18 protein-coding genes are annotated in these 23821 nt (G+C 43.5%); 3 read left to right on the forward strand and 15 right to left on the reverse strand.

Features of this window, described 5'->3' with window-relative positions:
- Position 1: 1 nt before the first annotated feature.
- The 15 genes from T426_RS22745 to T426_RS0104635 all read right to left on the reverse strand — a co-directional run bounded on the left by T426_RS22745 (position 2) and on the right by T426_RS0104635 (position 16722).
- The gene (locus T426_RS22745; protein ID WP_051568937.1) at positions 2–1063 is read right to left on the reverse strand and encodes a glycosyltransferase; all 1062 of its coding nucleotides are present in this window, start codon (positions 1061–1063) and stop codon (positions 2–4) included.
- A gap of 86 nt (positions 1064–1149) precedes the next feature.
- The gene (locus T426_RS22750; protein ID WP_051568938.1) at positions 1150–2091 is read right to left on the reverse strand and encodes a glycosyltransferase family 2 protein; all 942 of its coding nucleotides are present in this window, start codon (positions 2089–2091) and stop codon (positions 1150–1152) included.
- On the reverse strand, positions 2081–2632 hold the full coding sequence (locus T426_RS0104575) for an acyltransferase (protein ID WP_025864465.1): 552 nt from the start codon (positions 2630–2632) through the stop codon (positions 2081–2083). The genes T426_RS22750 and T426_RS0104575 overlap by 11 nt, the downstream gene beginning before the upstream one ends.
- A gap of 10 nt (positions 2633–2642) precedes the next feature.
- Positions 2643–3770: a DegT/DnrJ/EryC1/StrS family aminotransferase gene (locus tag T426_RS0104580; RefSeq protein WP_025864466.1), complete on the reverse strand. Its 1128-nt coding sequence runs from the start codon at positions 3768–3770 to the stop codon at positions 2643–2645.
- Positions 3754–5223, reverse strand: a complete 1470-nt coding sequence (locus tag T426_RS0104585) for a lipopolysaccharide biosynthesis protein (protein WP_027585340.1) — start codon at positions 5221–5223, stop codon at positions 3754–3756. The genes T426_RS0104580 and T426_RS0104585 overlap by 17 nt, the downstream gene beginning before the upstream one ends.
- Positions 5224–5266: 43 nt before the next feature.
- Entirely contained in the window at positions 5267–6562 is a 1296-nt protein-coding gene (gene wecB / locus T426_RS26085) for a non-hydrolyzing UDP-N-acetylglucosamine 2-epimerase (protein ID WP_027585341.1), read from the reverse strand.
- Positions 6563–6780: 218 nt separating this feature from the next.
- Positions 6781–7137 carry a four helix bundle protein gene (locus tag T426_RS0104595; protein ID WP_025864467.1) on the reverse strand — a complete coding sequence of 119 codons (357 nt, stop codon included), beginning with the start codon at positions 7135–7137 and terminating at the stop codon, positions 6781–6783.
- 92 nt (positions 7138–7229) lie between these two features.
- Complete coding sequence (gene wecC / locus T426_RS0104600) at positions 7230–8450, reverse strand: UDP-N-acetyl-D-mannosamine dehydrogenase (RefSeq protein WP_025864468.1); 1221 nt, start codon at positions 8448–8450, stop codon at positions 7230–7232.
- 131 nt (positions 8451–8581) lie between these two features.
- Positions 8582–10069 (reverse strand): UDP-glucose 6-dehydrogenase, encoded by a 1488-nt coding sequence (locus T426_RS0104605; RefSeq protein WP_036984499.1) that lies wholly within the window; start codon positions 10067–10069, stop codon positions 8582–8584.
- 389 nt (positions 10070–10458) lie between these two features.
- Positions 10459–11001 (reverse strand): hypothetical protein, encoded by a 543-nt coding sequence (locus tag T426_RS0104610; protein ID WP_025864470.1) that lies wholly within the window; start codon positions 10999–11001, stop codon positions 10459–10461.
- A 130-nt stretch (positions 11002–11131) separates the two neighbouring features.
- Positions 11132–11527 (reverse strand): GxxExxY protein, encoded by a 396-nt coding sequence (locus tag T426_RS0104615; protein WP_025864471.1) that lies wholly within the window; start codon positions 11525–11527, stop codon positions 11132–11134.
- Positions 11528–11599: 72 nt separating this feature from the next.
- A complete protein-coding gene (locus tag T426_RS22755; RefSeq protein ID WP_025864472.1) occupies positions 11600–12718 on the reverse strand; it encodes a Wzz/FepE/Etk N-terminal domain-containing protein in 1119 nt (372 codons plus the stop codon).
- A gap of 60 nt (positions 12719–12778) precedes the next feature.
- Complete coding sequence (locus T426_RS0104625; protein ID WP_025864473.1) at positions 12779–13156, reverse strand: four helix bundle protein; 378 nt, start codon at positions 13154–13156, stop codon at positions 12779–12781.
- A 67-nt stretch (positions 13157–13223) separates the two neighbouring features.
- Positions 13224–15650 (reverse strand): SLBB domain-containing protein, encoded by a 2427-nt coding sequence (locus T426_RS0104630; protein ID WP_036984500.1) that lies wholly within the window; start codon positions 15648–15650, stop codon positions 13224–13226.
- A gap of 553 nt (positions 15651–16203) precedes the next feature.
- Positions 16204–16722 carry a UpxY family transcription antiterminator gene (locus tag T426_RS0104635; RefSeq protein ID WP_025864475.1) on the reverse strand — a complete coding sequence of 173 codons (519 nt, stop codon included), beginning with the start codon at positions 16720–16722 and terminating at the stop codon, positions 16204–16206.
- Positions 16723–17550: 828 nt separating this feature from the next.
- Here T426_RS0104635 and T426_RS0104645 point away from each other — a divergent pair.
- Genes T426_RS0104645 through T426_RS0104655 form a run of 3 tightly spaced genes read left to right on the forward strand, consistent with a single transcriptional unit; the run spans position 17551 to position 23614 of the window.
- Positions 17551–20796, forward strand: a complete 3246-nt coding sequence (locus T426_RS0104645; RefSeq protein ID WP_051568939.1) for a SusC/RagA family TonB-linked outer membrane protein — start codon at positions 17551–17553, stop codon at positions 20794–20796.
- Positions 20797–20824: 28 nt separating this feature from the next.
- The gene (locus tag T426_RS0104650; protein ID WP_025864476.1) at positions 20825–22543 is read left to right on the forward strand and encodes a RagB/SusD family nutrient uptake outer membrane protein; all 1719 of its coding nucleotides are present in this window, start codon (positions 20825–20827) and stop codon (positions 22541–22543) included.
- A gap of 12 nt (positions 22544–22555) precedes the next feature.
- Positions 22556–23614: a hypothetical protein gene (locus T426_RS0104655; protein ID WP_036984501.1), complete on the forward strand. Its 1059-nt coding sequence runs from the start codon at positions 22556–22558 to the stop codon at positions 23612–23614.
- Positions 23615–23821: the final 207 nt, after the last annotated feature.

Genomic DNA, 23821 nt, shown 5'->3' on the forward strand with positions numbered 1-23821 from the left:
ATTATTTGAAATCTTTTTGAGAATATTTCATGTAATAGGCTTTATCTATTTTGTTAATCTTAGTTGATTCTGAAATTATTTTATTAAACATTTTTATAGTGTGCACCGGATTTATTTTATATTTCAAATAAATCATTGGAATAGCATAAAAAATCTGCACAGCTATCTTGACAACGTAGATTGGTTTAGATGAATAATGCTTATTGTTTAAAAATCTCGATAAATAATTGATATATGCAATGCCAAGAGTATTAGGCTTCATTCTTTTGACACTTGTATTGACCTTGTGATAAATGATGGCATCGTAGCAACATGCCATCTTATTTTTGTTTTTTTGTTGTCGCAACGAAAATTCCATATCTTCTTCTCCGAAGAAAAATCTTTCTGACAATATTCCTGTTTTGTCAGGTTTTAATAACAAGGCACAACCACTGGCAAATGTAATATCCCTAAATCCATGTTGGGGGACGCTGGCAATGTGTTTTTTTGCATAAAAATATTTGCGATTGCCATACCACATTATCTTTCCCCCACAATTCCATATCCTGTTACTTGGTTCGAAGTATCTAATTTGAGGTATTACCGCCACGTAATCTTTTTTTGATGATAAAAAAGTCATTAGGGATGAAATAGAATTTTTATCTACAACTGTGTCATTATTAAGCAACATAGCATATTCTGAATTGCTTTCTAGAAGATATCGTAGCGCAACATTATTTCCTGCGGCAAATCCCAAATTATCATTGTTTTTTACAAATACTAACCGCTCGGATGATTTCGTTTTTTCTAAAAGCTCTTCGAGGTCGTCTTTACCTCCTAACTCAGCTTGAGTTTTTTCATAAAAGGCAATCTGCGAGAAATTATTCTCACACCAATTTATCAAATTAGAAATTGATTCTGGTTCAGAACCGTTGTCAACAAGAATTATTTTATAATTTTCATAATCGTTTTCCCTGACTGACTTCAAGCATGCTATAGTATCATCTGTTCCATTCCAATTTAAAACAATAATATTCACTCTTTCGTGCATTTCTTCTAATAAATTATGATTATCAATAGACAATTGAAAAATTAGTGATTTTTCTGATTTTATTTTTAATTATTTATATCGCTTTTTTGACACAACGGATCAAAGCGAAGACATAATTGTTATGAATTTTTCTTCCAGTATAGTTTTAAAAATAACCTGAGAAACTTTTTTTCTAATAAGAATGTTAATACTCTCAGCTTTAATGTTGGGGTTTCGAACTCTTTAATTTCAGATAACAATTCATCGATTTTCTTTTCATTTTTGAAAAGGAAAAGATATGCTTTGTTAGAATAGTATCTTTGCCACACTCTATTTTCCATATTGGAATGGCCATATTTGTTGATATAAAATACCTTAATTTTGTGATAGTTAGTTAAGAATGCCAGGTCTTTTTTATAATCGGTAGAATGACTGGCCGAATTTTCCAGTACCCGATAAACGGCAAATTCTGCATCAAAAAATTTTATTTTACTATTGTGTGCTACCCATAGCCAAAGTGGGTAATCTCCCATTATCCAATCTTTATTCTCTGGTTGTATATCGCCATTATATCGATCATATAATTCCCTCCGAAGTAAAACTGTTGGCGTCGAGATTGTATTATTAACCAAAAGATCGTCAAAAGTCAAAGCCTCTACGCCAAAAGATTTTTTAAAAGTTTTTTCTTTCTCTTTATATACTTTCGCTTTGGAATAACACAATCCATGGTCATTATTCTTATTGAGGAAATCAACCTGTTTTTGCAATTTATGAGGATCAATCCAATAGTCATCACCTTCACAAAAGGCAATATAGTCTCCAGTGCATGACTCTAAGGTTCTGATAAGATTTGGTATAACGCCAAGATTTTTTTCAGAAGGTAACAACCTTATATTAGAGTATCTTGAAGAATATTCTTTACATATCTGTCTTGTTCTGTCAGGGCTGCAATCTTCGCCAATTACCAATTCAACTCTGAAATTTGTTTTTTGCATCAGAACACCTTCAATCGCTTGTTTGATATATGATTCATGATTATATGTTATCATGCAGACGCTGACCAACATGGGGCTAGTATTCATTTATTAAAAGATTAAGTAATTTATTGCTTCTTTTAGAATGTAGCTTGGCGGGAATTCCTTTATAAATACCCCATCCGGATAGGTTTTTGTTTATTAGAGACATTGCCCCCACTGCAACACCTTCTTCTATTGTAACCTCAGGTAAAACCACGCAATTGCTACCCAGTTGACTATATTTTTTAATTATAATCTTTCCACCAGTAACATTTGTGTATTTAGAATCAATTGTTGGGCCAATCAAATATTCTCCTGAAAAATCATCAGTTGCACTAAATAGAGTGCAACGAGGCGAGAGTCCAGTATAATCTTCCATCTCGATTCCGAACTTTCCATATAACGCATTATATGCAGAAATGTGAATGTAACTACCTAATTTTATTTTTCCCGAAAGAATGCAAAAATCATCAATTCTCACATTGTTTCCAATGATCATATCACTGGCCCCATAAAATTGAGCATATCTACTAATCAAAACATTCTTTCCGACCTCCTTAAATCCAATTTGGGTCAATTCTTTTTCTGTATAAAATGAGGTTGTCATATTTTTATCGTTAGGTTCTTTGATTTGCCTTGATAATATCGCAAACATTCATTTGTTCGTCCATTGTCAGATCCGGATAGATAGGCAAACAAATTACTTGTTTTGTGATTCCTTCTGCAACGGGCAAATTGTCTGCTTGTGCAGAGGGTAATCCTTTATAGCTGGGGAATTGACTAATAAGGGGAAAAAAATATCGTCTTCCAAAAATATTGTTAGACTTAAGTTCTTCATACAGTCCATCGCGAGTCATCGCGTATTCTTTCGAATCGATTAGTATCGGGAAATATGAATATGAGTGTGTGACTCCCTCTATGTCGTTGAGAAATCTCAAACCCTTGATTCCGATCAGATTTTTTCTATATATATCCGCAATAGTTTTTCTTTTGGCTATATTATCATCTACATATTTAAGTTGTAATAATCCATATGCAGATTGTAGTTCATTCATCTTTGCATTTATTCCTGGTTCAATTACTGTTGTTTCACCAGCAAAACCAAAGTTCTTTAAAAAGTCTATACGTTTTTTGGTCTTTTCATCAGGACAAATGATTGCTCCACCTTCAATTGTATTAAAAACTTTCGTGGCATGAAAGCTTAAAATAGATAAGTCACCATAATTGAGCACCGAATTTCCATTCACTTTAACGCCAAAGGCATGTGCAGCATCGTATATGAGTTTCAATCCGTAGGTATCGGCAATTTGTTGCAATGCATCAAGATTACATGGATTGCCGTATACATGTACAGGCATAATGGCTGTTGTTTGGGGAGTGATTGCCGCTTCCACTTTTTCCGGATCGAGATTAAAAGTATTAGGCTCTATATCCGCGAAAACGGGTTTTATGTTGTTCCACCACAGGGAATGCGTCGTTGCGACAAAACTATATGGAGTGGTAATCACTTCACCCGTGATTCTAAGAGCTTGAAGAGCTGTTACAAGTGCTAACGTTCCATTGGAAAAAAGTGATATGTATTTGACTCCCAAATATTCTGCCAGTTCTTGTTCAAGTTGTTGATGTAGAGGTCCATTGTTGGTTAGTATTTTGTTTTGCCAGATTTTCTTTAAATATTCTGTAAATTCATCTAAAGGGGGCATAGCTGGCTGAGTTACATAGATTGGCTTATTTTGTTTCTTCATTGTTTGTTCTTTTAATCGTTATTAACTTTTCCAAAACTAATTTCTTTAAAAAAATATAATCATCTTGTTTTATGATTTCTCCTGTTAGAATAGTTAATATTGCTCCTAATCCTATTTGAGTAAAGAGGAGTATCATTGGTGCAAAAGTTGTCATCTTGCCAACTATGAATACTATACCGTTCACAAAAACAGCCATCATAAAGGCCGGTAGAATATCTATAACTTGTTGTTTAAATGAATATCCCATCATACGTCCGGACCAATAGCTATTCAGGTAATATGCAATCACTGTATTGACGATCATGCCGGCTATCATAATTTTAATCCCCCAGTAAACCCCAATTATAATAGTTGGAATAGCGAGTATTTTTTTTATTATTTCAAGCTTTAAGAAGAGATCAGATCTACCCTGGACCTGTAGCATATTCAAATTGAGTGCATGGAGAGGATAGAACATGCCCACAAAACATAACATTTGGAGATAGATAATAGCAGGGCTCCATTTTTCGCCAATGAGCGTCAGAATCATTGGTTTAGCCGTGGCTGCCATGCCCAGCATTAACACAAATGTTATAAGCATGGTACTCCGTATAAGCTTCCTGTAATTTGCTCTTAGACGTGGAATATCATCCTGAATGTTTGCTAGCACCGGATAGGTAACCCGCTGTATTACTCCTGTAATATTTTGAGATGGTAAAGAATTAAACTGATCAGCTCTGGTATAATATCCCAGCTCGACAGCTGAGAAGTATTTTCCGATGATGAGGTAGTAAATGTTTCTGTATGCTGTATCAATGATCCCACTAAGCAGTAATTTACTACCAAATCCGAACAATTCATTAAAGGATTTTTTACTAAATACTGCTCTTGGTTTCCACTTGGCCCAGATCCATAAGAAAATAGAAGTTAATCCAAATCGACTAAGGGTGAGAGCAATCAAACTCCAAACACCAAAGCCGTTAAGTGCCATCGTTACAGCGATAATGCCGGACCCCGAGGATGCGATTAAAGAAATTTTTGTTTGAAGCTTGAAATTAATCGTTTTTGTAAGAATCGCGCGTTGAATAATTCCAAATGAATTTAATATTAATCCTATTCCCAGGACCTGAATTAAAGGTTTTAATAACGGTTCTTTGAAAAATGAACCTATTGCACCAGAAAAAGTCAACAAGATGGCATAGGTAAGAAAACTTACTGCCAGATTAAAATAAAAAACTGTCGAATAATCAGCATCGGTGCAATTTTTTTTTCGAATCAATGCTTGCGTAAAGCCACTGTCTATTAGCGATTGGGAAATCGCGATAAAAATAGTGAGCATTCCAATTAATCCAAATTCCTTCGGTGAAAGGATACGTGCTAAAACTATACCGACAACAAACTGAACCCCTTGGTTCGCGAAAGTATCAATAAAACTCCAGAATAAACCGTTTACTGTTTTATGCTTTAATGTCATAATTCAGGTAAGAACCAATAATTTCTATATCTTTTTCAGTTATTTAATGATTAAGAATATTTATTATTTTAACACAGCTATTTCCATCTCCATATGGATTATTCGCTTTACTCATACTTTCATATATATCTTTTTCCCGGATTAATGCTGCAACTTCGCGGATGATTGCGGATTTGTCAGTACCGACTAATTTTACAGTGCCTGCGTCCAACGCCTCCGGCCGTTCGGTGGTGTCACGCATCACCAATACGGGTTTGCCCAGTCCCGGCGCTTCTTCCTGAATACCGCCTGAGTCGGTGAGTACCAAGTAGGAGGCGTTCATGAGGAAGATGAAGGGGAGGTAGTCGAGGGGCTCGATGAAGTGGACGTTGTCCACTCGCGAATTACCCGAATTAGAGCGAATTTCACCAAAAACCTGGGTGATTGCGTTGCGGACATTGGGATTGAGGTGCATGGGGTAAACGAAATCGACATCCGGAAAGGTTTCTGCCAGTTCTTTGATGGCTTCGCAGATGTTGATGAAGCCCTGGCCGAAGTTTTCGCGGCGGTGGCCGGTGATTAATACCAGCTTGCGCTGTGAAACGGTGGAAGGGTGGAAAGGTGGAATAGTGGAGCTTCGTTGTGCCTCCTCACTTTTTCTCTGTTCCACTGTTTCACTATTCCACTTGGACTGTGCTCTGTTTTTCCACTGTATCAGCTTCTCTGCAGGTAAACCAAACTGAACGAGCTTATCGGTAATGGTTTGTTCGAGGCTTTTGTCTTGTTGCATCTTGTCGGTGACCCAGTAGAGGGCGTCGATGACGGTGTTGCCGGTGACGAAGATGTTTTCCTCTTTGACCCCCTCGTTCAACAGGTTTTGTTTGCTCAAGGGGGTGGGGGCGAAGTGGTATGTGGTGATTCGCCCGGTGAGTTGCCGGTTCATCTCTTCGGGCCAGGGGCTATAGATGTTCCCTGTCCGCAAGCCTGCTTCCACATGACCGACCGGAATTTGTTGGTAAAAGGCCGCCAACGCCGAAGCGGTGGAGGTGGAGGTATCGCCATGCACCAGTACCACATCAGGCTGTGCTTCCTTCAGTACATCGCGCATGCCCAGCAGTACCCGCGATGTCACATCGTACAAATCCTGACCGGCTTTCATGATGTTCAAATCATAGTCGGGTGTAATCTTAAACAATTGTAATACCTGGTCGAGCATTTCGCGGTGCTGGCCGGTAACGCAAACCAGAGTTTCAAAATTATCGGGGTGCTTTTCGAATTCTTTTACCAGCGGTGCCATTTTGATGGCTTCGGGGCGCGTTCCGAAAACGAGAAGGACGCGTTTTTTGTGGGTATCTTGCATAATATTAGTGGATAGTGAGCAGTGGCGAGTGGTCAGTGGTCAGTGGCGCTGCCAATCAGGGTGTGCTCTTTTTTTGTATTAAATTTTTCTTTTTAAGGATTGAATTAAGCCGTAAAGCATTTGTCGAGTTTTTGTGGAATAGTGGAACGGTGATCAGAGATCAGTGGTGTGTGATCAGTGGTCAGAGAAGCTATTAATCAAGTGTATGCTATTTTCTATTATTGAATTTTTCTTTTCAAGGCTTGAATCAAACCGTAAAGCATTTGTCGTATTTCAGTGATTCGACTTGTTAGTTCTTTTTGTGTTTGAAAATATTTTAGCCGATCTGCTATCTCAATCTGCGTATCCAATTCACCCAATGAACCCAAGGCAATATAGAGAAAGTGAATATACTCCTTCGTATTTTTTCTCACGTAGCCTTCTGCAATGTTCGAAGGAATCGAAACTGTAGCTCTTCTCATTTGGGATGTCAATCCAAAGGTTTCGTCATTGGGGAATTGCTTCGTTATTGTGTATACCTCTTCGACGAGTATCATGGATTGTTGCCAAACGGTTAGTTCACGGAAAGAATTCATATTGCAGGAATGAGTAAAGAGTGATCAGTGATCAGCGGTCAGTGATGTAGTGTGTGGGCCTCCACTGTCCACTGATGGCTGACCACTGGCATCTATTTTCTAAACACTCCGCAGAAGTCCAGAATCTTTGCGTCTTCGCGGTATTCCAATGCTTTGAATTCTTTGTGTGCTACGAGGAAAGCTACGATGTCAGCAGTTTCGTAGGCTTCTTTGTAATCGGTTAACTTGAAAACGTTATGTTCTTTGACGTTGGGTTCGACCACCATGATGCTGTTGTTGTTGGTGCCTTGCATCACTTTTTGGGTAATGTATTTGGCCGGTGATTCGCGCAGATCGTCGATATCGGGTTTGAAGGCAATGCCCATCAACGCTACCCTGGGCTCACGACCGTGCTTTAGCTGAAACTCCAGCATGGTGTTGTGTATCTTTTCGGATACCCAGAAGGCTTTGTAGTTATTGATTTTCCGCGCCTGACCAATCAGGTTGGATTCAGCCGGGAAATCTGATACGATAAACCACGGATCGACAGCAATACAGTGTCCGCCTACGCCGGCTCCGGGTTGCAGAATATTGACCCGCGGATGTTTGTTGGCTAATTGTATCAATTCCCAAACGTTGATGTCTGCTTTATCACAAATGAGGGACAACTCGTTGGCAAAAGCAATTTGTACGTCCCGTGAGGAGTTTTCCGTCAGTTTGCACATCTCAGCTGTACGGGCATTCGTAGCGTGTAGTTCACCCTTCACGAAAGTGCGGTAAAATTCCATCGCCTTTTGTGTGGATATATCATCGATACCACCTATTACCCGGTCGTTATGAACCAATTCGTGGATAACATTGCCCGGTAGTACGCGTTCGGGACAGTAGGCGATATGAAGTTGTCCTTTTAATTCGGGACGCTCTTCGAAAATGAGTTCCGCCATCTTTTCGGTGGTGCCAACCGGCGATGTCGATTCGATGATATAGAGATCATCTTTTTTCAGCAGGGGAAGCACTGCGCGGGTGGCTGACTCGACAAAGGATATATCCGGTTCGTGGTCGCCTTTAAAGGGAGTTGGCACAACAACAAGATAGACGTCGCTGACTTCCGGTTGTGTGGCTGCTTTTAATTGTCCTTTCTCAACTACCTGTTTCACCAGGTCACCGAGGCCGGGCTCAATGATGTGGATTTCTCCACGATTGATGGTATCTACAACTTTGCTGTTAATGTCTACTCCGAGTACTTGAATACCTTCGCGGGCAGCAATAGTAGCTGTGGGCAACCCGATGTATCCCAATCCGACGAAGCAGGCTTTGAAATTTGTGTTGGTCATGTTGTTGTTGAATTTTAGTGGAATAGTGAAAAGGTGGAAGAGTGGTCAGTGCCGTAATGCTATGTTCAGCCTTTTCTGATTCCGTTTGTTTTTTTTCTGTGAAAAAGTGGAACAGTGAAACGGTGCTTTTTTTAACCTTTCCCGATTCCTTTTATTTCGAATCCAATTTTTTTCAATTCCTCCCGGTCCAGGATATTCCGCCCATCGAACACAAAAGCCGGTTTGCGCATGGCATCGTAGATTTTCTGCCAGTCGTAGGTGCGAAACTCGTTCCATTCAGTTAAGACCGCTATTGCATGGGCTTTTTCCGTGGCAGCGTAAGGTGTTTTGTGGACGTGGACCAGCTGACGAATTTCCTGTGAACTGAGTGTTGCCGGTGCGTCAGATTGCATCCCCCGAATGGTCGGGGTCGCAATGACAAACTGTGGGCGGCGGTGGGCTTGCAGATATTCGAGGTCGGCATAAATGCGTACCGCCGGTACCTTTGGATCATAGACATGGATTTCGGCGTGGTCCTGGAGGAGTTCGTCGGCTACGTAGATGGCGGCGGACTCGCGTGTATCGTTGGTATCTTTTTTGAAGGCCCAGCCCAGGAAGGCTATTTTCTTCCCGGAAACGGTATTGAATAACGTATCGATGATTTGCTTGGTAAAACGGTGTTTCTGGTAGTCGTTCAACTTCACTACCTGCTCCCAGTAATCGGCTACCTCGGGCAGGTTGAAGTGGCGGCAGAGATAGACCAGGTTGAGAATGTCCTTCTGAAAGCAGCTTCCGCCGAAACCGACGGAGGCTTTCAGGAACTTCGGACCAATGCGGGTGTCGGTCCCGATGGCATGGGCGACCTCGTCGACATCGGCGCCGGTTTTTTCGCACAAGGCGGAGAGGGCATTGATAGAAGAGATGCGCTGTGCCAGGAAAGCATTGGCCGTGAGTTTTGACAGCTCAGAAGACCAGATGCGGGTAGTGAGGATGCGCTCCCGGGGTACCCAGTTGGCATATACCTCCACCAAAGCTTCCATGGCGCGTTGGCCGTCTTCGTCTTCTTCGCCCCCAATGAGGACGCGGTCGGGATTGTGTAAGTCTTTCACGGCGGTGCCTTCGGCGAGGAATTCCGGGTTGCTTAATACAGAGAAGCGTGGGGAAACGCCAGGCATGGCGTCTGTACTTGAATCCAATATCGTACGGATGGCCTGGGCAGTTCGTACGGGCAGAGTGGATTTTTCGACGACGATTTTGTCCTCGGTGGCGACTTCCGCAATTTGGCGGGCGCATAGCTCTACGTATTTCAGGTCGGCGGCCATGCCTTTGCCTACGCCGTAGGTTTTGGTGGGGGTGTTGACGGAGATGAAGATCATCTGCGCTTCGCGGATAGCACTTTCCACATCGGTGGAGAAAAAGAGGTTCCGGTCGCGGGCTTCGGCTACCACCTGGTCGAGGCCGGGTTCGTACACCGGCAACTTCGAGAGGTCGGTGTCGTTCCAGTCTGCAATGCGTTCGGGGTTAATATCTACCACAGTAACTTTAATGTGGGGGCATTTCTGCGCGATAACGGCCATGGTGGGCCCTCCCACGTATCCGGCGCCTATGCAGGCGATGTTTGTTACTTTGTTAGGGATCATATTTTCGTTGTTGTTGCGGGTTGTATGTTGATTAAGGAATATTTTTCAAATATGGTTTGGATTAACACGGATTTTGAAATCGCGGATTAACACGGATTGGGTTCACGGATTAACGCTGACTGTGCTTCGAAGGCTCCGGCCAAACTCCTTTCTCCAATTTGGGGAGAGGCTGGGAGAGGGGCAATCGCAGCGGCTTTCGTATTTGTTTTGTTCAATCCGTTACAATAATTTCAAACCATACACTTTGTCGAACTCCTTTTCGATGCAGTGTATGCGGCACAGGAACATCACCAATTCAATCCACTTTATAATGTGCGCCTCTTTTCCATGTGGGGCATTCTATCCGGGGCGATAAGCATATCGCCCTTAACTACTCCATTTCTCCCACTCTACAATTCTCTCTCGTTGCCTTCCCAGAGGAGCAGGGCGTTTTTTTCACTTTTTAGGTATTCCGGTTCTTCCTCCGGCGTGATGCTGAGGGTGCGTATTTTGCGACCGGTCATTTTCTCGGCGCTGGAGGTTAGGCGTCCGAGGTAATTGCGATCGATGTTTTCGCCTACCAGTATAATGTCGATGATGCGGCTGTCACGGCCGGCGGCCATTTCACCCGTGAGCCAGGCCCGGGATACATGCCCCAGCTTACTGATTAAATCGTTGACCACCCGGTCAACCCCCACATGTTTCATGAGGATGTTGTGGATGTCGCGGAAGAGCGGATGTTTGGTGTTTGCGGTGAACATTTTCTTGTTGCCGTCGAAGCTCGATGTGAGCAAGCCGGCCTGTTCAAAGCGGTTCAGTTCCACCCTAATGGCATTGGACGACTCGTTGAACTCATCGGCCAGTCCACGCAGGTAGGAAGAGGTACTGCTGTTGAGGAAGAACTTCAGCAACAGTTTAATTCTTGTTTGAGATGTAATGAGGGATTCCAGCACGTTTAATCGTATGATTAGGGTATTAGGCTACAAAATAATGTTTAGAGGAATTGGTTATTACTTCTCCTTGAAGGTCGAAAGGATTTACACGGGTTTGAAATCGCGGATTAACACTGATGACCTCACTGATTTACACTGAGGGATTTACGCTGTTTGTATTAATGATTCGTTTGGATTTTAAACTTTTCCCACCGAAAGTTACCAAATAGGCCAGCGGATATTTCGTTGCTTTCAGATAGTTGATGACTTGTTTGAAGTGTGCATCAATTAAAACAGGCGTCGTTTTTAATTCAATGATAATTTGCTCGTAACAAATGAAATCAGCTTTGTAATATTTGTCAAGTTTGTTGTCGTTATACCAAATGTTCAATTTAGCCTCTTTTTGAAAAGGTACATTGTTCAGTTTAAATTCTTCGCAAAGAGCTTCCTGGTAGACAGCTTCCATGAACCCGGAACCTAACTGATTATATACATTGAAAAATGATTTAATAATTGTATGTCCTTCCTTTTCGGAGAGCAGCGGCATAACAGTGTTCATCCGTGATTAAAATCCGCGTGAATCTATTGTGTCGTAATGTAGGGGTTAACCTTCGATTTTTTAGCTGTCACTTTCATCTATTGTATTCCACCGCTCTTTGAACTGCTGTAAATACTCTCTTCCAAAGACCATCCCGGTGCCGATGATGCCGCCGAGGAAGATCCAGATAATGAGAATCATCGCCCGTTTGGGTTTCGATTTTTCCAGTGGGACGGATACCGGCTCGATGATGGTGAAGACTGGCGTATCTTCTTTGACCTGAATTTTGGCCTGCTCCAGTTGTTTGGCCAGCTCGGTATAAACACTCGATAAGAGGTTGTAGTTGCTGTTCAAACGTTCCAGTTCGGTTTGTGCCATGGCGGTGGCGACGTTCTTGTTACGGTCGCGGAAACGGGCCAGTCCGTCCTGTGCTTTTTCAAACTGTTTCTTTGTTTCGTCGTATCGCTGCTGCACGAACTCGAGATTGGCCTTGGCTTTTTTCACCTTGAAATCGGTGATGTATTGCTGCAGCATTTTTTGCGTGTGCTGTGCCAGCTGTGCGGCAGGCAGCGCTTCGGGCATGTTGCAGGTGAGGGTGACGTAACCGTCTTTGTCGTTGTAGTCGATGGAAACCAGGTCCGCCAGTCTCTTTTGAACTTTTCGTTGGTCATCGGTTAACCGGATGGGGCCATTATTATTGGCCGAGATTCCTTCTTCCGGTTTTCCCTTGATGGCTTTGAGGATGACGCCCGGCAGGCCGATGGTATATTTAATCAACGGATTCGGTTTATCATACTCAGTATAATAATCGAAAAGTGATACCGGATGGTCGATGCCTTTGAAGGTAAGCTTCGTATTCATCAGTCCCAGCTGGAAAGGCACACTGGAGATGATTTGCGGATAGACGGCCGGCGTGATGTCGGAAGCTCCACCGATGTTGAGGTTAAAACCTGCCATAGCTGCCAGACCGGAAAGACCTCCCAGTTTTGACTGGGCATCGGTTCCCTGTGGCACCATCGTGGTTGTTGCCGTGTATTGCTTGGCGCTGAAGAGCGCTACCAACAGGCCCAGCACTGCAAATACGGCGACCGTTTTGATGATGGTTTTCCGTCCTTCCCAGAAGGTCTTCGCCAGTTGAATGAGATCGATTTCGTCGTCGGCAACTTCGGGAGTGGGGGTATGTTGTGATTCTGTTGTCATTGCAATAATTTATTTAAGTCAAAAGTCAAAAGGAAAAAGTAAGAAGGCAAAAGTCAAAAGTTAGCTTTTGCGGTTGCTTTTTGCTTTTATGATGATACTCGCTAAAATCAATTTTAATTCCTTTGATTCATTTAACAAAGTTTTTAGCTCATTGGCAAATTCCTCGTCGCGACTGTTGGTTGTTGACTGAATGATTCTTAACCAATAGTTGCTTTCGCGCATTTCCCGATAGGCGATTTCGACTTTATATATAAAGTCAGCAGTCGATGAAGCAGCTTGAGCCTCTTCATAATTGGCACCTGATGAGGTGGATGATTTTGACAGTTGGTATCGAATAACCTTGAATTCTGTCGATTCGGGCAATTTCCGAAGAAACTTTATAGCTTTTACCGCAAAGTTGAATAGTCTGTTAGACAGCTCGTTTTCTTTACTTTTCACTTCTTACTTTTGCCTTAATCAACTCTTAAACCTTACACCCTATACCCTCTGCCGTTTACCTAATAGTTTACAGTTTATTTACTAACGTCACAATGGTTAACGACATGGCGCTGAGGGCGCTGGATATGCTAATCCACTGGCCTGCTGACATGCCTTCTTTATCGGGGCGGGCCGGAACGATGATTTCGCTGCCGGGTGTTACCTTCGGATAATTCCGGGCGAAGAAAAGGAACGAATGCGTGGTGGCTGTTGTACCGTTGGGGTAAATGACATACACCTTGCCGCGCCGTGCGCGTGGGACAAAACCTCCGGCCTTGTTGACGTAGCTTCGCAATGACTTCCCATCTTCAAACGTTTGTGCTACGGGGTTCATTACCCCTCCGGATACCTTGATGGTTTGCATCTTTTTGGGGATGTGAATTTCATCGCCGGGCATCAGCATCAGGTCAATGTCGCTGCCGGGATTGGCCATGATTTTTTGCAGATCAATTCCGACCAATTGCTTGGGGGTAATGTCCAGCTTCAGCGTGGTATCTTTTTCCATCAACGCTTTGCGGGCAGCGATTTCCTCTTCGGTTAAACCGGTACTGCGGGTGAGGGTGGCGCCTTTCAGGTAGGCATCCTGTGTAAAACCTCCGGCCCGGTTGATGATATCGGAAATACGCTCATTCTTGTGAGCAATACTGTAACTACCAGAGTAAACCACTTCGCCGTTAACCATTACACTTCCCTGGTCGCGGTAGCCCGGTGCCCGCCGAATGTAAACCTGGTCGAAAGGCTGCAGGACGAAGCCCGCGTCTTTCGGATTCAGCTTCAGGTTCCGGGGTACCTGGAAGGTGAAGATGTGCGACAGCTGGTTGGTGGTTTCGGCTGCCTCGGAATGGCTGAGCCGGCGCGCGACCTCGATGAATGCTACATCGGCATTCTCCTTGAAGCCACCAGCCCGGAAGATCAGATCTTCCAGCGTCATTTTTTCGTTATAAGGAAACTTGCCGGGGTTGAGCACTTCGCCGGTAATATTCACCGTTTGGTTTTCGCGCATCTCGAAGATGGAGCGAATGGTGATCTCGTCGTTGGGCTTGAGGTCCATGTCAAACGTACCTTTCTCTACGTCGCCGAGGTTGAAGGCGATGTTTTCCCATTCCCAGTTGGCTTTGCGGCGGGAGAGGATGGCTCGGTTACGGAAAGCTTCCTCCTTAGGGCCATCGGCTTTTTTCAGCAGATCGGAAAGTTTCATGCCTTCCTTCCACTCATACGAGCCTGGGCGGAAAACTGCTCCGTTGATGGTGACCCGGTTGGTGTATCGGTCGAGCAAGGTGTCGGCTTTCACCATATCACCGTTTTGCATGGCAAATTGGTTGAAATGAGCGTGGTCGACGTCCTGGATGCTCTTTTCCCGTTTGGTATTCCGGGTAACCGAAAGATTTTGCGTATAGGCGTTTTCGGCAAAACCACCGGCATATTTAATCAGGTTGGCCAGTGTTTCTCCTTTTTTCACTTCGAAAAGGCCGTTGCGTTTAAAAGCGCCTTCCACATCAATGCGGTTTTCGTAGGTTGGAACCAATAATATGTCCTGATCGCGTAACTGCACATTGGCTTTGGGATTGCCGTTGACCAGAAAGTCGTATACATCGATGGTGTGAACCACTTTTCCGCCCCGAATCACCTGGATATCCCGGAAAGAACCATTTTCGGTAGGACCGCCCGATAAATACAGGGCGTTGAATGCCGATGCTGTAGCCGGCAGAGTATAGGTTCCGGGGGCGTTTACGTCGCCAATTACATTGACCTTAATACTGCGAACGGTGCCCATGCTGACTTCTGCATAGGTATTGGGATTAGCACCTGAAAGTCCGCTGTAGATACTGATGAGTCGTTTTTGAATCTGTTTGCTGGCCTCTTCGAACGTACGGCCTGCCACGTATACCGGACCGATATCGGGGATGTTGATGGCTCCGTTTTGGTCGATGCTCAGCTGATAGGTTGCCTGTGAAGCACCCCATATCGTAATAACCATTTCGTCGCCAATGCCCAACACATAGCTTTTGGGAGTTGGAATATTGACCGAAGGTTCGAAGGTCAAATTCTTCGAATTGAATAATTTGAAACCAAAAACCTTTTCATTCTCCGGCGTAGGTGATATGGGTGCCTTTACAGATAAGGAGTCGGTTTGTGCTGTTGGCATTTCTGTTGAAGTGTCTCCCTTGTCCGGTTGTTCTAACCCCGTGCCATTCTGGAGTTCCCGAATTCGCGTCATTAGCTGGTCAACCTGGGCCTGCGATGCACCCCGTGCTTTGGCCAGCGCAATGGCTTGCTCCTGCGTTAAACCGCGGTCCTGTATCTCCTTCATGATTTTCCGGACCTGGGCGTCGCTCAATTTGCTTACGTCCACTTGCGATGGATTGATATTGCTTTGGGTCTGCGCCATCCCCTGTGATACCGCTAGGGTCAGCGACAGAACTAACAGGGTGAAAATGGTTTTCAACTTCAACATATTCAGATTATATGGTTATTTGTAAATTATTGAACAAATCAAGTAAAAAGTAAGAAGGCAAAAGTAAACTGCTTAAGGTGTATGGTGTAAGGTAAATGGTGATAACCTGAAACCCTCAAATCAATGAGTAATGAAAAATTTAATTGGTGTAGGGTTTACGGGATAAGGCGTAAGGAGCGCTCAACCTGAAACCGTCTTAAAACTTACTACTTTAAACTTAACACCTAGATTTATTTATTCGTCTTTTCACAGCTTCGCCTCCTCAGTCCCACAATGGATGGGTGAGTCGGGCGAAAATTTGACACGCAGTTAAAATCGAACTATAAATCTTGTTCGTTATTAACCTTCAGTGTGCCAGTGATTCATCTGCTTTTGTCTTTGTTCTTTGATTGTAATCCTGCCGTAACACGATTACACGGTCAAATGTAATGAATAAAAATATTACTCAAAGTCTGGAACGTAAGGGAATTGTTAAAATTGTGGTGAATGGTCAAAAATTGATGGTGAACGTATCAAAATCTTTGATGAATGTGCAAAACTTTTTGATGAACGGTTATCGGACAATGGCCAGTTCGGAGATGGGAACTTCTATCATGACGGTGTATCCAACCGGTTGAATACGAATACCTACTTTGTTTTTTCCTTTGATTTGAACCAGTTCGCCTTTCATACCCATTAACGGGCCGGAGATAATCTCGACCTGTTCGCCGGGAGTCAGGTCTTCGCGTGTCAGTTCCACTTTCACTTTGTCCTGGCGGAGCATGCGCTTCAGTGATTCGATGTCTTCATCACGAATCGGTGCTGCTTTGCCTCCGAACGTAATATAACATACAACATGGTCGGTTTGCAGCACCCGATCATAATCCTTCCGGGTAATGAGAACGAAGACGTAGCCCGGCATCAGGGGCATTTCCACCAGTTTCTTGCGATCGCTCCATTGGCGAAGCTTTTTATGGATGGGAAGGTAGGCCTCGATACCTTTTTCGGTGAGAGTTTGCAGCACCTTTTTTTCGGAGCGGCTTTTCACATAAATGGCATACCATTGTGCCGAAGTTTCTTTTGTGGCTTCCATCCCTGGGAAAATTAAGTTGGGTTACTATGCATTAATCGCTGAACCCTGATGAAACATTTGCTGATGATTTTACTGAATGAATTTTATTCCGAATCAATACATCATTCACATGTCTTTCGTGGTTCGGATTTATTCTGTTTGCAAATCTAAAAAATCGGATGATAGAGTAGGAAGTTCTGGGCGTATTTTTCGCGAAGGACAAGATGAAAAGTAGAGATTTGAATTGCTGTAATATGTTTAGCGATGGTGGCTTTGTTGATACGAACAGAATATCGGGAGCGTGCTGCAGAAAAGTATTTAATTCATTTCACTGAATACATGATTATGTAAATTATTCATTCTGAGATCGTCGATGAATATGATATTGCAATCTGTGTTTTTGACAAGAAGATGTGCGTTTTTGGGTGGATTTTACCGACTCGAAACGACTTATGTAAAAAAATGTTAATACATTTTGCTGTCTTGAATGTGTGTGTATTGTTCATATAATTAGTGTGTTGCGGTTGTTTTATGTCGGGGTGATATATGGTAGAGGAAAGTTTTTTGGGAATAAATTAAAATTTGTAAAAAAATGTTTAAATTGCCACTGCTAATAAACTAACGAAGCTAACTGAACCAAATATTATGAAGTACAATGAAACGCTGCATCGACGTGGCTCATTGTGGTCACGTGTGTTGGAACTAACTGTAGCTTACCCTGATCCGTTCCGGGATCGCTTTTTCACTTTGAAACTAACTAGTAGTTGTTGATTGGCCTTGTGCTGTTCGACAAAACTAACAGATACACGCAACAAGTATCCATTTTTTACTAATCTAAATCTATTATCTATGAAAAAATGTAATCTGAGTTCTGTTCCGGATGGAAATTGGACAAGGAAACTCCTTACCATGCTCCTTCTGTTTGTTTTTATGGCAGGATCAGTCTTTGCGCAAACAAAGACCTTAAGCGGTACAGTAACCGGTGAGGACGGAGCACCCATTCCGGGTGTGACTGTCATGGTAAAAGGTACAGCAGTCGGTACCGTTACTGACCTTGATGGTAAATACAACCTGACTGGTATTCCTGCTGATGCTGAAACATTGGTGGTTTCCTACATTGGTATGAAAACGCAGGAAATCGAAATAGGGAACCAGACCGTCATTAATGCCACTTTGGCTCCTGATGTTGTAGGAGTAGATGAAGTGGTGGTTGTGGGTTATGGTACTCAGCAGAAGAAATCGTTAACTGGTTCGGTAGCTTCCGTTTCGGCGGATGAGCTGCGTGCTGTTCCTGCAGCGAACGCTGCTTCCCGTCTGCAAGGACGTGTTGCCGGTGTAACCATTACGAACGACAACTCTCCTGGTGGTGATGCCACCGTACGTATTCGCGGTTACGGTACTATTAATAACAACGATCCGTTGTTTGTAATTGACGGAGTACCTACTACCGGTGGTTTGAGCCGCATTAACCCGAACGATATTGAGTCGATGACTGTATTGAAAGATGCTTCTTCGGCTGCTATTTACGGGGTTCGCGCTGCAAACGGTGTGGTGATTATCACGACTAAACGTGGTAAAGCCGGTAAGCCGAAAGTGAGCTTCGATGCCCGCTATGGTGTACAACGTACGACCAATAAACTTAACCTGTTGAACACTCAGGAATATGGTGATTTGGTTTGGATGGTAGCTGCTAACGACAGTTATTTAACCGGTACTACCGTAACACCGAATCATCCGCAGTATGGTAGTGGTGCTTCGCCACAAATTCCGGATTATGTCATCCCTACTTTTGCATTTGAAGGTGATCCGAATACCGATCCATCTACTTATAACAATGATGATACGGCTGGAGTACTCAACCTGATTACCCGTGCGAATAAACAAGGTACTGACTGGTACGGTGAGATTTTCTCTCCGGCTCCTATTCAGGAATATAACCTTGGCGTTTCCGGTGGTACTGACAAGGCTACCTATGCTATTAGTCTGGGTTACCTGAACCAGGAAGGTGTAGTTATCCATACAGGTTTTGAGCGTTATTCCATGCGCTCGAATATGGATGCTCAGGTGACCGATTGGTTAAAAATTGGTCAGAGTCTGGGCGTTGGTTATACAAAACGGTCCGGTTCGTACGGAACCAATAACGATGAAGGTAACGCTGTTTCGCAGGCTTATCGTATGCAACCGATTATACCTGTTTATGATATCATGGGTAATTTTGCCGGTACCAAAGCAGCCGGAACCGGTAACGGTGCCAACCCGGTTGCTAACCTGACTCGTGACAAGGACGATTGGGGAACTGATTTACGCGTTTTGGCCAATGCTTATATGGAAGTGAAACTAATGAAGGATTTAACTTTCAAGACATTGGGTGGTGTCGACCTTACTAATGGTCGTAGCAAAAACTACACGATTCGCAATATCGAATTCGCTGAAGCGATTGCTACCAACAGTTTGTCCGAATATCATGGTTACACTTTGCAGTGGAACTGGGCAAATACGCTTAATTACAACAAAACCATTGATAATACGCATTACATCAATGTGCTGGTGGGTTCTGAGGCCGTCTCGAACAAGTATGAGGAGTTCACTGCCGGGCGTAGTAAGTTCTTCTCCAATGATGTGGATTACCGTTACCTGAATGCAGGTGAGGGCGACCAAACCAACGGCGGTTTTGCTAATGACTGGAAAACATTCTCCTACTTTGGTCGTTTGAATTACGATTATATGCACAAATACCTGCTGGAAGCGGTTGTTCGTCGGGATGCTTCTTCCCGTTTCGGTGCTGCTAACCGTTGGGGTACTTTTCCGGCATTCTCTGCTGGATGGCGGATTTCAGAAGAAGGTTTCATGGGCGACGTTCCATGGCTGGATGACCTGAAACTGCGTGCCGGTTGGGGACAGAACGGTAACGATCAGATTGGTGACTATGATACTTATGCAATTTATAGTGCCAACCGTATTACTTCCTATTATTCAATTTCGGGTGACAACACATCTACATCGGCTGGTTTTAACGCCAGTTCACTGGCTAACCCGGATGTGAAGTGGGAAACCACTACCACGACGGACATTGGTTTGGATATGACCGTTTTGGATAACCGGTTGGAGATCAGTCTTGACTGGTATAACAAGAAAACTGCAGATATGTTATACCCGGTTGCGCTACCAGCTACCTATGGTAACGCGAGCCGTCCGAATGTGAATATTGGTGACATGAAAAACACCGGTATCGATGCAATGATTACCTACCACGGAAAAGTAGGAAAGGACTTCCTTTTCAATATCCGGGCTAATGCGTCTCATTACAAGAATGAGGTGGTAAAACTGAATGATAATGCCGGTGAGGTTCTTTGGGGAGCAACGCTTCGTCAGCGTACTTATACGCGCTCGGAAGCTGGTCAGCCGATTTCATCTTTCTACGGTTATGAGGTTGTTGGTATTTTCAATAGCTGGGATGAGGCCAATGCCTGGCCAACTTTCGGTGATTACAACAAACCTGGTCGCTTTAAGTACAAAGATCAGAATGGTGACGGTGTAATTGACGCGGATAATGACCGTACCTATATTGGAAGCCCGCATCCCGATCTGACTTATGGTTTGAACCTTGACATGACCTATAAGAACTGGGATATGACCATGTTCTTCCAGGGTTCACTTGGAAACGACGTAATCAACTACGTAAACCGCTGGATTGACTTTAACAACTTTGCCGGTAACCGTAGTAAAAAGCGTTTGTATGAATCATGGAGTGTTGAGCGTTATGCCAATGGTGAAAAGATTTCGTTGCCGATTGCTGAATCAAACGACGAGTCCAGTCAGGATCCGAACAGTTTCTTTGTTGAGGATGGTTCCTATTTCCGTATGAAGGATTTCCAGTTGGGTTATACATTACCATCGCGTATTGCCAACCGTTGGGGAATTGACCGCCTGCGTGTTTACTTCCAGGCTACCAACTTGTTCACTGTGACCAAATACAGTGGATTGGATCCGGAAATTCGTGATACGGATACTAATGCGGATCAACGCCTTGGTGTAGATGAGGGTATTTATCCGACAGCACAAACCTTCATGTTTGGTGTGAATCTGAACTTGTAATTAAAAGGAACTTAAAAAGAATTTGATTATGAAAAAGATAATTTTCCTAACCTTATTGGCTGTTGTCGGAACGTTTTATTCTTGCTCCGACAGCTGGTTTGAATTAAAACCAAAGGGGTCAGCATCAATTTCCCAATTCTACAACGAAAAGGGAATCAATGCTCTGTTAACCGGAGCTTATGCCGCGCTCGATGGTGCCGGTACTGATGCCGGATGGGGTGGTACCTATGCCTGGGCTGGTTCTGTAACTAACTGGGTATGGGGATCGGTTGCCTCGGATGACGCTTACAAAGGTTCAGAGGCTGGTGACCAATCAACCATCAACCCGATTGAGCGTTTTGAAGTTACCTCAACGAACGGTTATGTATCCGATAAATGGCACGCTATGTACGAGGGTATCGCTCGTTGTAACGAGGTATTGAAGGCCATTGCTGAAACACCTGATGATGTTGTAGCGGCTGACAAGAAGGCCTGGTTTGCTGGTCAAGCAAGGTTCTTGCGTGCTCATTTCTATTTTGATCTGACCCGTACTTATAAGCAAGTGCCTTATATTGATGAGAATACCGAAGCGCCGGAATCAGTGTCGAACGACCATATGTTATGGCCGGAAATCGAGGCAGACTTCCAGTTTGCCGTATCGAATCTGAATACATCAGAATCGAATAAAGGTTATGCAACCAAATGGGCTGCCGAAACGGCTTTGGCAAGGGTATATATGTTCGAGGCAAAATACGGCGAAGCCAAAACGTTGCTGGATGATATTCTCAACAATGGTCCGTTCGTTTTGATGGATGATTATACCAAGAACTACCTGATTGCGGATAATAACAACGAAGAATCCATTTTTGAGATTCAGTATGCTGTGAATGACGGTACTCCTGATTCGTTCAATGGTGGTTACGGCGATGCCCTGAACTTCCCTTATGCTTCTGAAATTGGTGTATGTTGTGGATTCCACCAGCCTTCTCAGAACTTGGTGAACGCCTTCAAAGTAGATGCCAATGGTCTTCCATTGTTCGATACTTTCAATGATTCTGATATCCCAAGTCTCGATGCTGATGGAAATCCGATTGGAGATACCTATACTGGTACTGTTGACCCACGTCTGGATTTCACTGTTGGTCGTCCTGGACTTCCTTATCTTGACTGGGGTGTTCAAGGCGGAAAAACATGGGTTCGCGATGTCGGTAATGGTGGTCCTTACCTGTACAAGAAAAACATGTTCCTGAAATCGGAAAAAGGAACCTTGTCAACTACTTCCGGTTGGGCAACGGGTGTGAACGCCAACAACTACCGTATGTATCGTTTGGCTCACGTTATTCTGTGGCGTGCAGAAGTCGCTGCTCAGGAGAACGATCTGCCTACTGCTCTGAAGCTGGTGAATGAGATTCGTAACCGTGCGAAGAGTAGTGCTGTTGTTACCTTTGACGATGGTACGCCTGCCGCTAATTATAGTATCGAGCCTTATACCTCGTTCCCGAATCAGGATTATGCCTTACGTGCAGTACAGTGGGAATTGCGTCTGGAATTCGCAATGGAAGGTATGCGTTTCTTCGACCTGGTACGATGGGGTATTGCTGGAGACGTAATGAATGCTTACCTCACAGAAGAATCGACTAAGCGTACTCACCTTAGCGGTACCAGCTTTACGGCCGGTAAGAATGAGTATTTCCCGATTCCGCAGACGCAGATGGACCTATCAGTGGTTGATGGTCAAAGTGTATTAACTCAAAATCCCGGATATTAATAAAATTGAATTATGATGAAGAAAATATTTCTTTTATTACCAGTTCTGGCAATGTTCTTTGCTGCATGCGAAGAAGATAATAACTGGGGATATAATGCAAATCGTACAGATATTATAGTCCAGAATACTAATGTTTATCTTCTGGATCCAGGTGCTTCTGCCAGTATTGAGACTGATGCAGCTGCAACAGAGGTAAATACAAATGTCGGTGTGACTGTTTCTTTATCAAGTGGAAAAGGGACCTTTACTGCGACGAAATCTCAACTCGGAATCTCAGCTGTAGATGACACCAAACAAGTTGAGTTTACAGCAACCATTAATGGATATGTTTCTTATGCATATGCTATTTTCACCATGATGGATCCGCTGTCTGTGTCTGAGCCTGGTGCAGTGATTTTGAATTCAGTGAATGATACCATTACCTATGAAATCAATGCGGCTTCAACTGCTCCTGATGCAATTACTGTTACGCAGAAAATAAACAGTGGTTCAGCAGTTACAGTACCAAAAACCGGTGGATGGGATGTAAGTAGTGATGATATCGTTTTTAGTGGCGATGAATTTGCAGAGGGAGATACTGTGACTTATAGCGTTACCGCAACAAATACAAATGGTTCAATAAGCCATTCGGTATCCTTTGTTGTTGGCAAGTACACTTTCACTGCTTCTGATAACTTCACGCTTAGTCAGGATACTATGGCTTATGATTTTGTAGGTGGTGCATTTGTAAAAGCTACCAATATTGATTCCAGCGATATAGCCAGGGTTGTCGTGCCCGGACAATCTGTTGGATTTAAAACTATTGGGAATGCCCAGTTTGTTGAAACTACGGAATTGGTTTACACTACTGCTGATGTTAATACGATTGAGGACGAATTTAATGCTGGTGTTGCTGTTACCACGATGCCAGATGTTTCGGTTGATGAGTACTACATCTACAAAACCATCCGTACGGTTAGCGGCCAGACGGAAACCTACTACGGTTTGCTTAAGGTAACTGAGATACAGGGTGCTTTTGCTGGTCAGGAAGATCAGGTAGCGATTAGTTTTGAGCGCAAATATCTTGAATAGAACTGTTTATAAGCTTGGATAAAAAAGAGGGCGGCCTGATGGTTGCCCTCTTTCTTATTCATTCACAGTCCGCTAAAGCACCACTCAGGTAATGACGATGGATGCGCTGGACTAAATTTTTACCACAAGGTTCTTCTGATTTGTACTTGAGGAGTTGTTATGTCTTGAAAAGACAGGGGCGTTTGTCCGTCGTTTAGAAGATGAATG

Origin of the sequence: Prolixibacter bellariivorans ATCC BAA-1284, assembly GCF_000621705.1 — a bacterium.
Classification (GTDB): Bacteria; Bacteroidota; Bacteroidia; order Bacteroidales; family Prolixibacteraceae; genus Prolixibacter; species Prolixibacter bellariivorans.

Coding starts and splice junctions, on each gene's coding strand:
- T426_RS0104630 (WP_036984500.1), bottom strand. CDS start 15,650: ATGTTGAAGTTGAAAACCATTTTCACCCTGTTAGTTCTGTCGCTGACC.
- T426_RS0104615 (WP_025864471.1), bottom strand. CDS start 11,527: ATGCCGCTGCTCTCCGAAAAGGAAGGACATACAATTATTAAATCATTT.
- T426_RS0104605 (WP_036984499.1), bottom strand. CDS start 10,069: ATGATCCCTAACAAAGTAACAAACATCGCCTGCATAGGCGCCGGATAC.
- wecC (WP_025864468.1), bottom strand. CDS start 8,450: ATGACCAACACAAATTTCAAAGCCTGCTTCGTCGGATTGGGATACATC.
- T426_RS22750 (WP_051568938.1), bottom strand. CDS start 2,091: ATGAATACTAGCCCCATGTTGGTCAGCGTCTGCATGATAACATATAAT.
- T426_RS0104650 (WP_025864476.1), top strand. CDS start 20,825: ATGAAAAAGATAATTTTCCTAACCTTATTGGCTGTTGTCGGAACGTTT.
- T426_RS0104645 (WP_051568939.1), top strand. CDS start 17,551: ATGAAAAAATGTAATCTGAGTTCTGTTCCGGATGGAAATTGGACAAGG.
- T426_RS22755 (WP_025864472.1), bottom strand. CDS start 12,718: ATGACAACAGAATCACAACATACCCCCACTCCCGAAGTTGCCGACGAC.
- T426_RS0104655 (WP_036984501.1), top strand. CDS start 22,556: ATGATGAAGAAAATATTTCTTTTATTACCAGTTCTGGCAATGTTCTTT.
- T426_RS0104635 (WP_025864475.1), bottom strand. CDS start 16,722: ATGGAAGCCACAAAAGAAACTTCGGCACAATGGTATGCCATTTATGTG.
- wecB (WP_027585341.1), bottom strand. CDS start 6,562: ATGCAAGATACCCACAAAAAACGCGTCCTTCTCGTTTTCGGAACGCGC.
- T426_RS0104580 (WP_025864466.1), bottom strand. CDS start 3,770: ATGAAGAAACAAAATAAGCCAATCTATGTAACTCAGCCAGCTATGCCC.
- T426_RS0104575 (WP_025864465.1), bottom strand. CDS start 2,632: ATGACAACCTCATTTTATACAGAAAAAGAATTGACCCAAATTGGATTT.
- T426_RS0104585 (WP_027585340.1), bottom strand. CDS start 5,223: ATGACATTAAAGCATAAAACAGTAAACGGTTTATTCTGGAGTTTTATT.
- T426_RS0104595 (WP_025864467.1), bottom strand. CDS start 7,137: ATGAATTCTTTCCGTGAACTAACCGTTTGGCAACAATCCATGATACTC.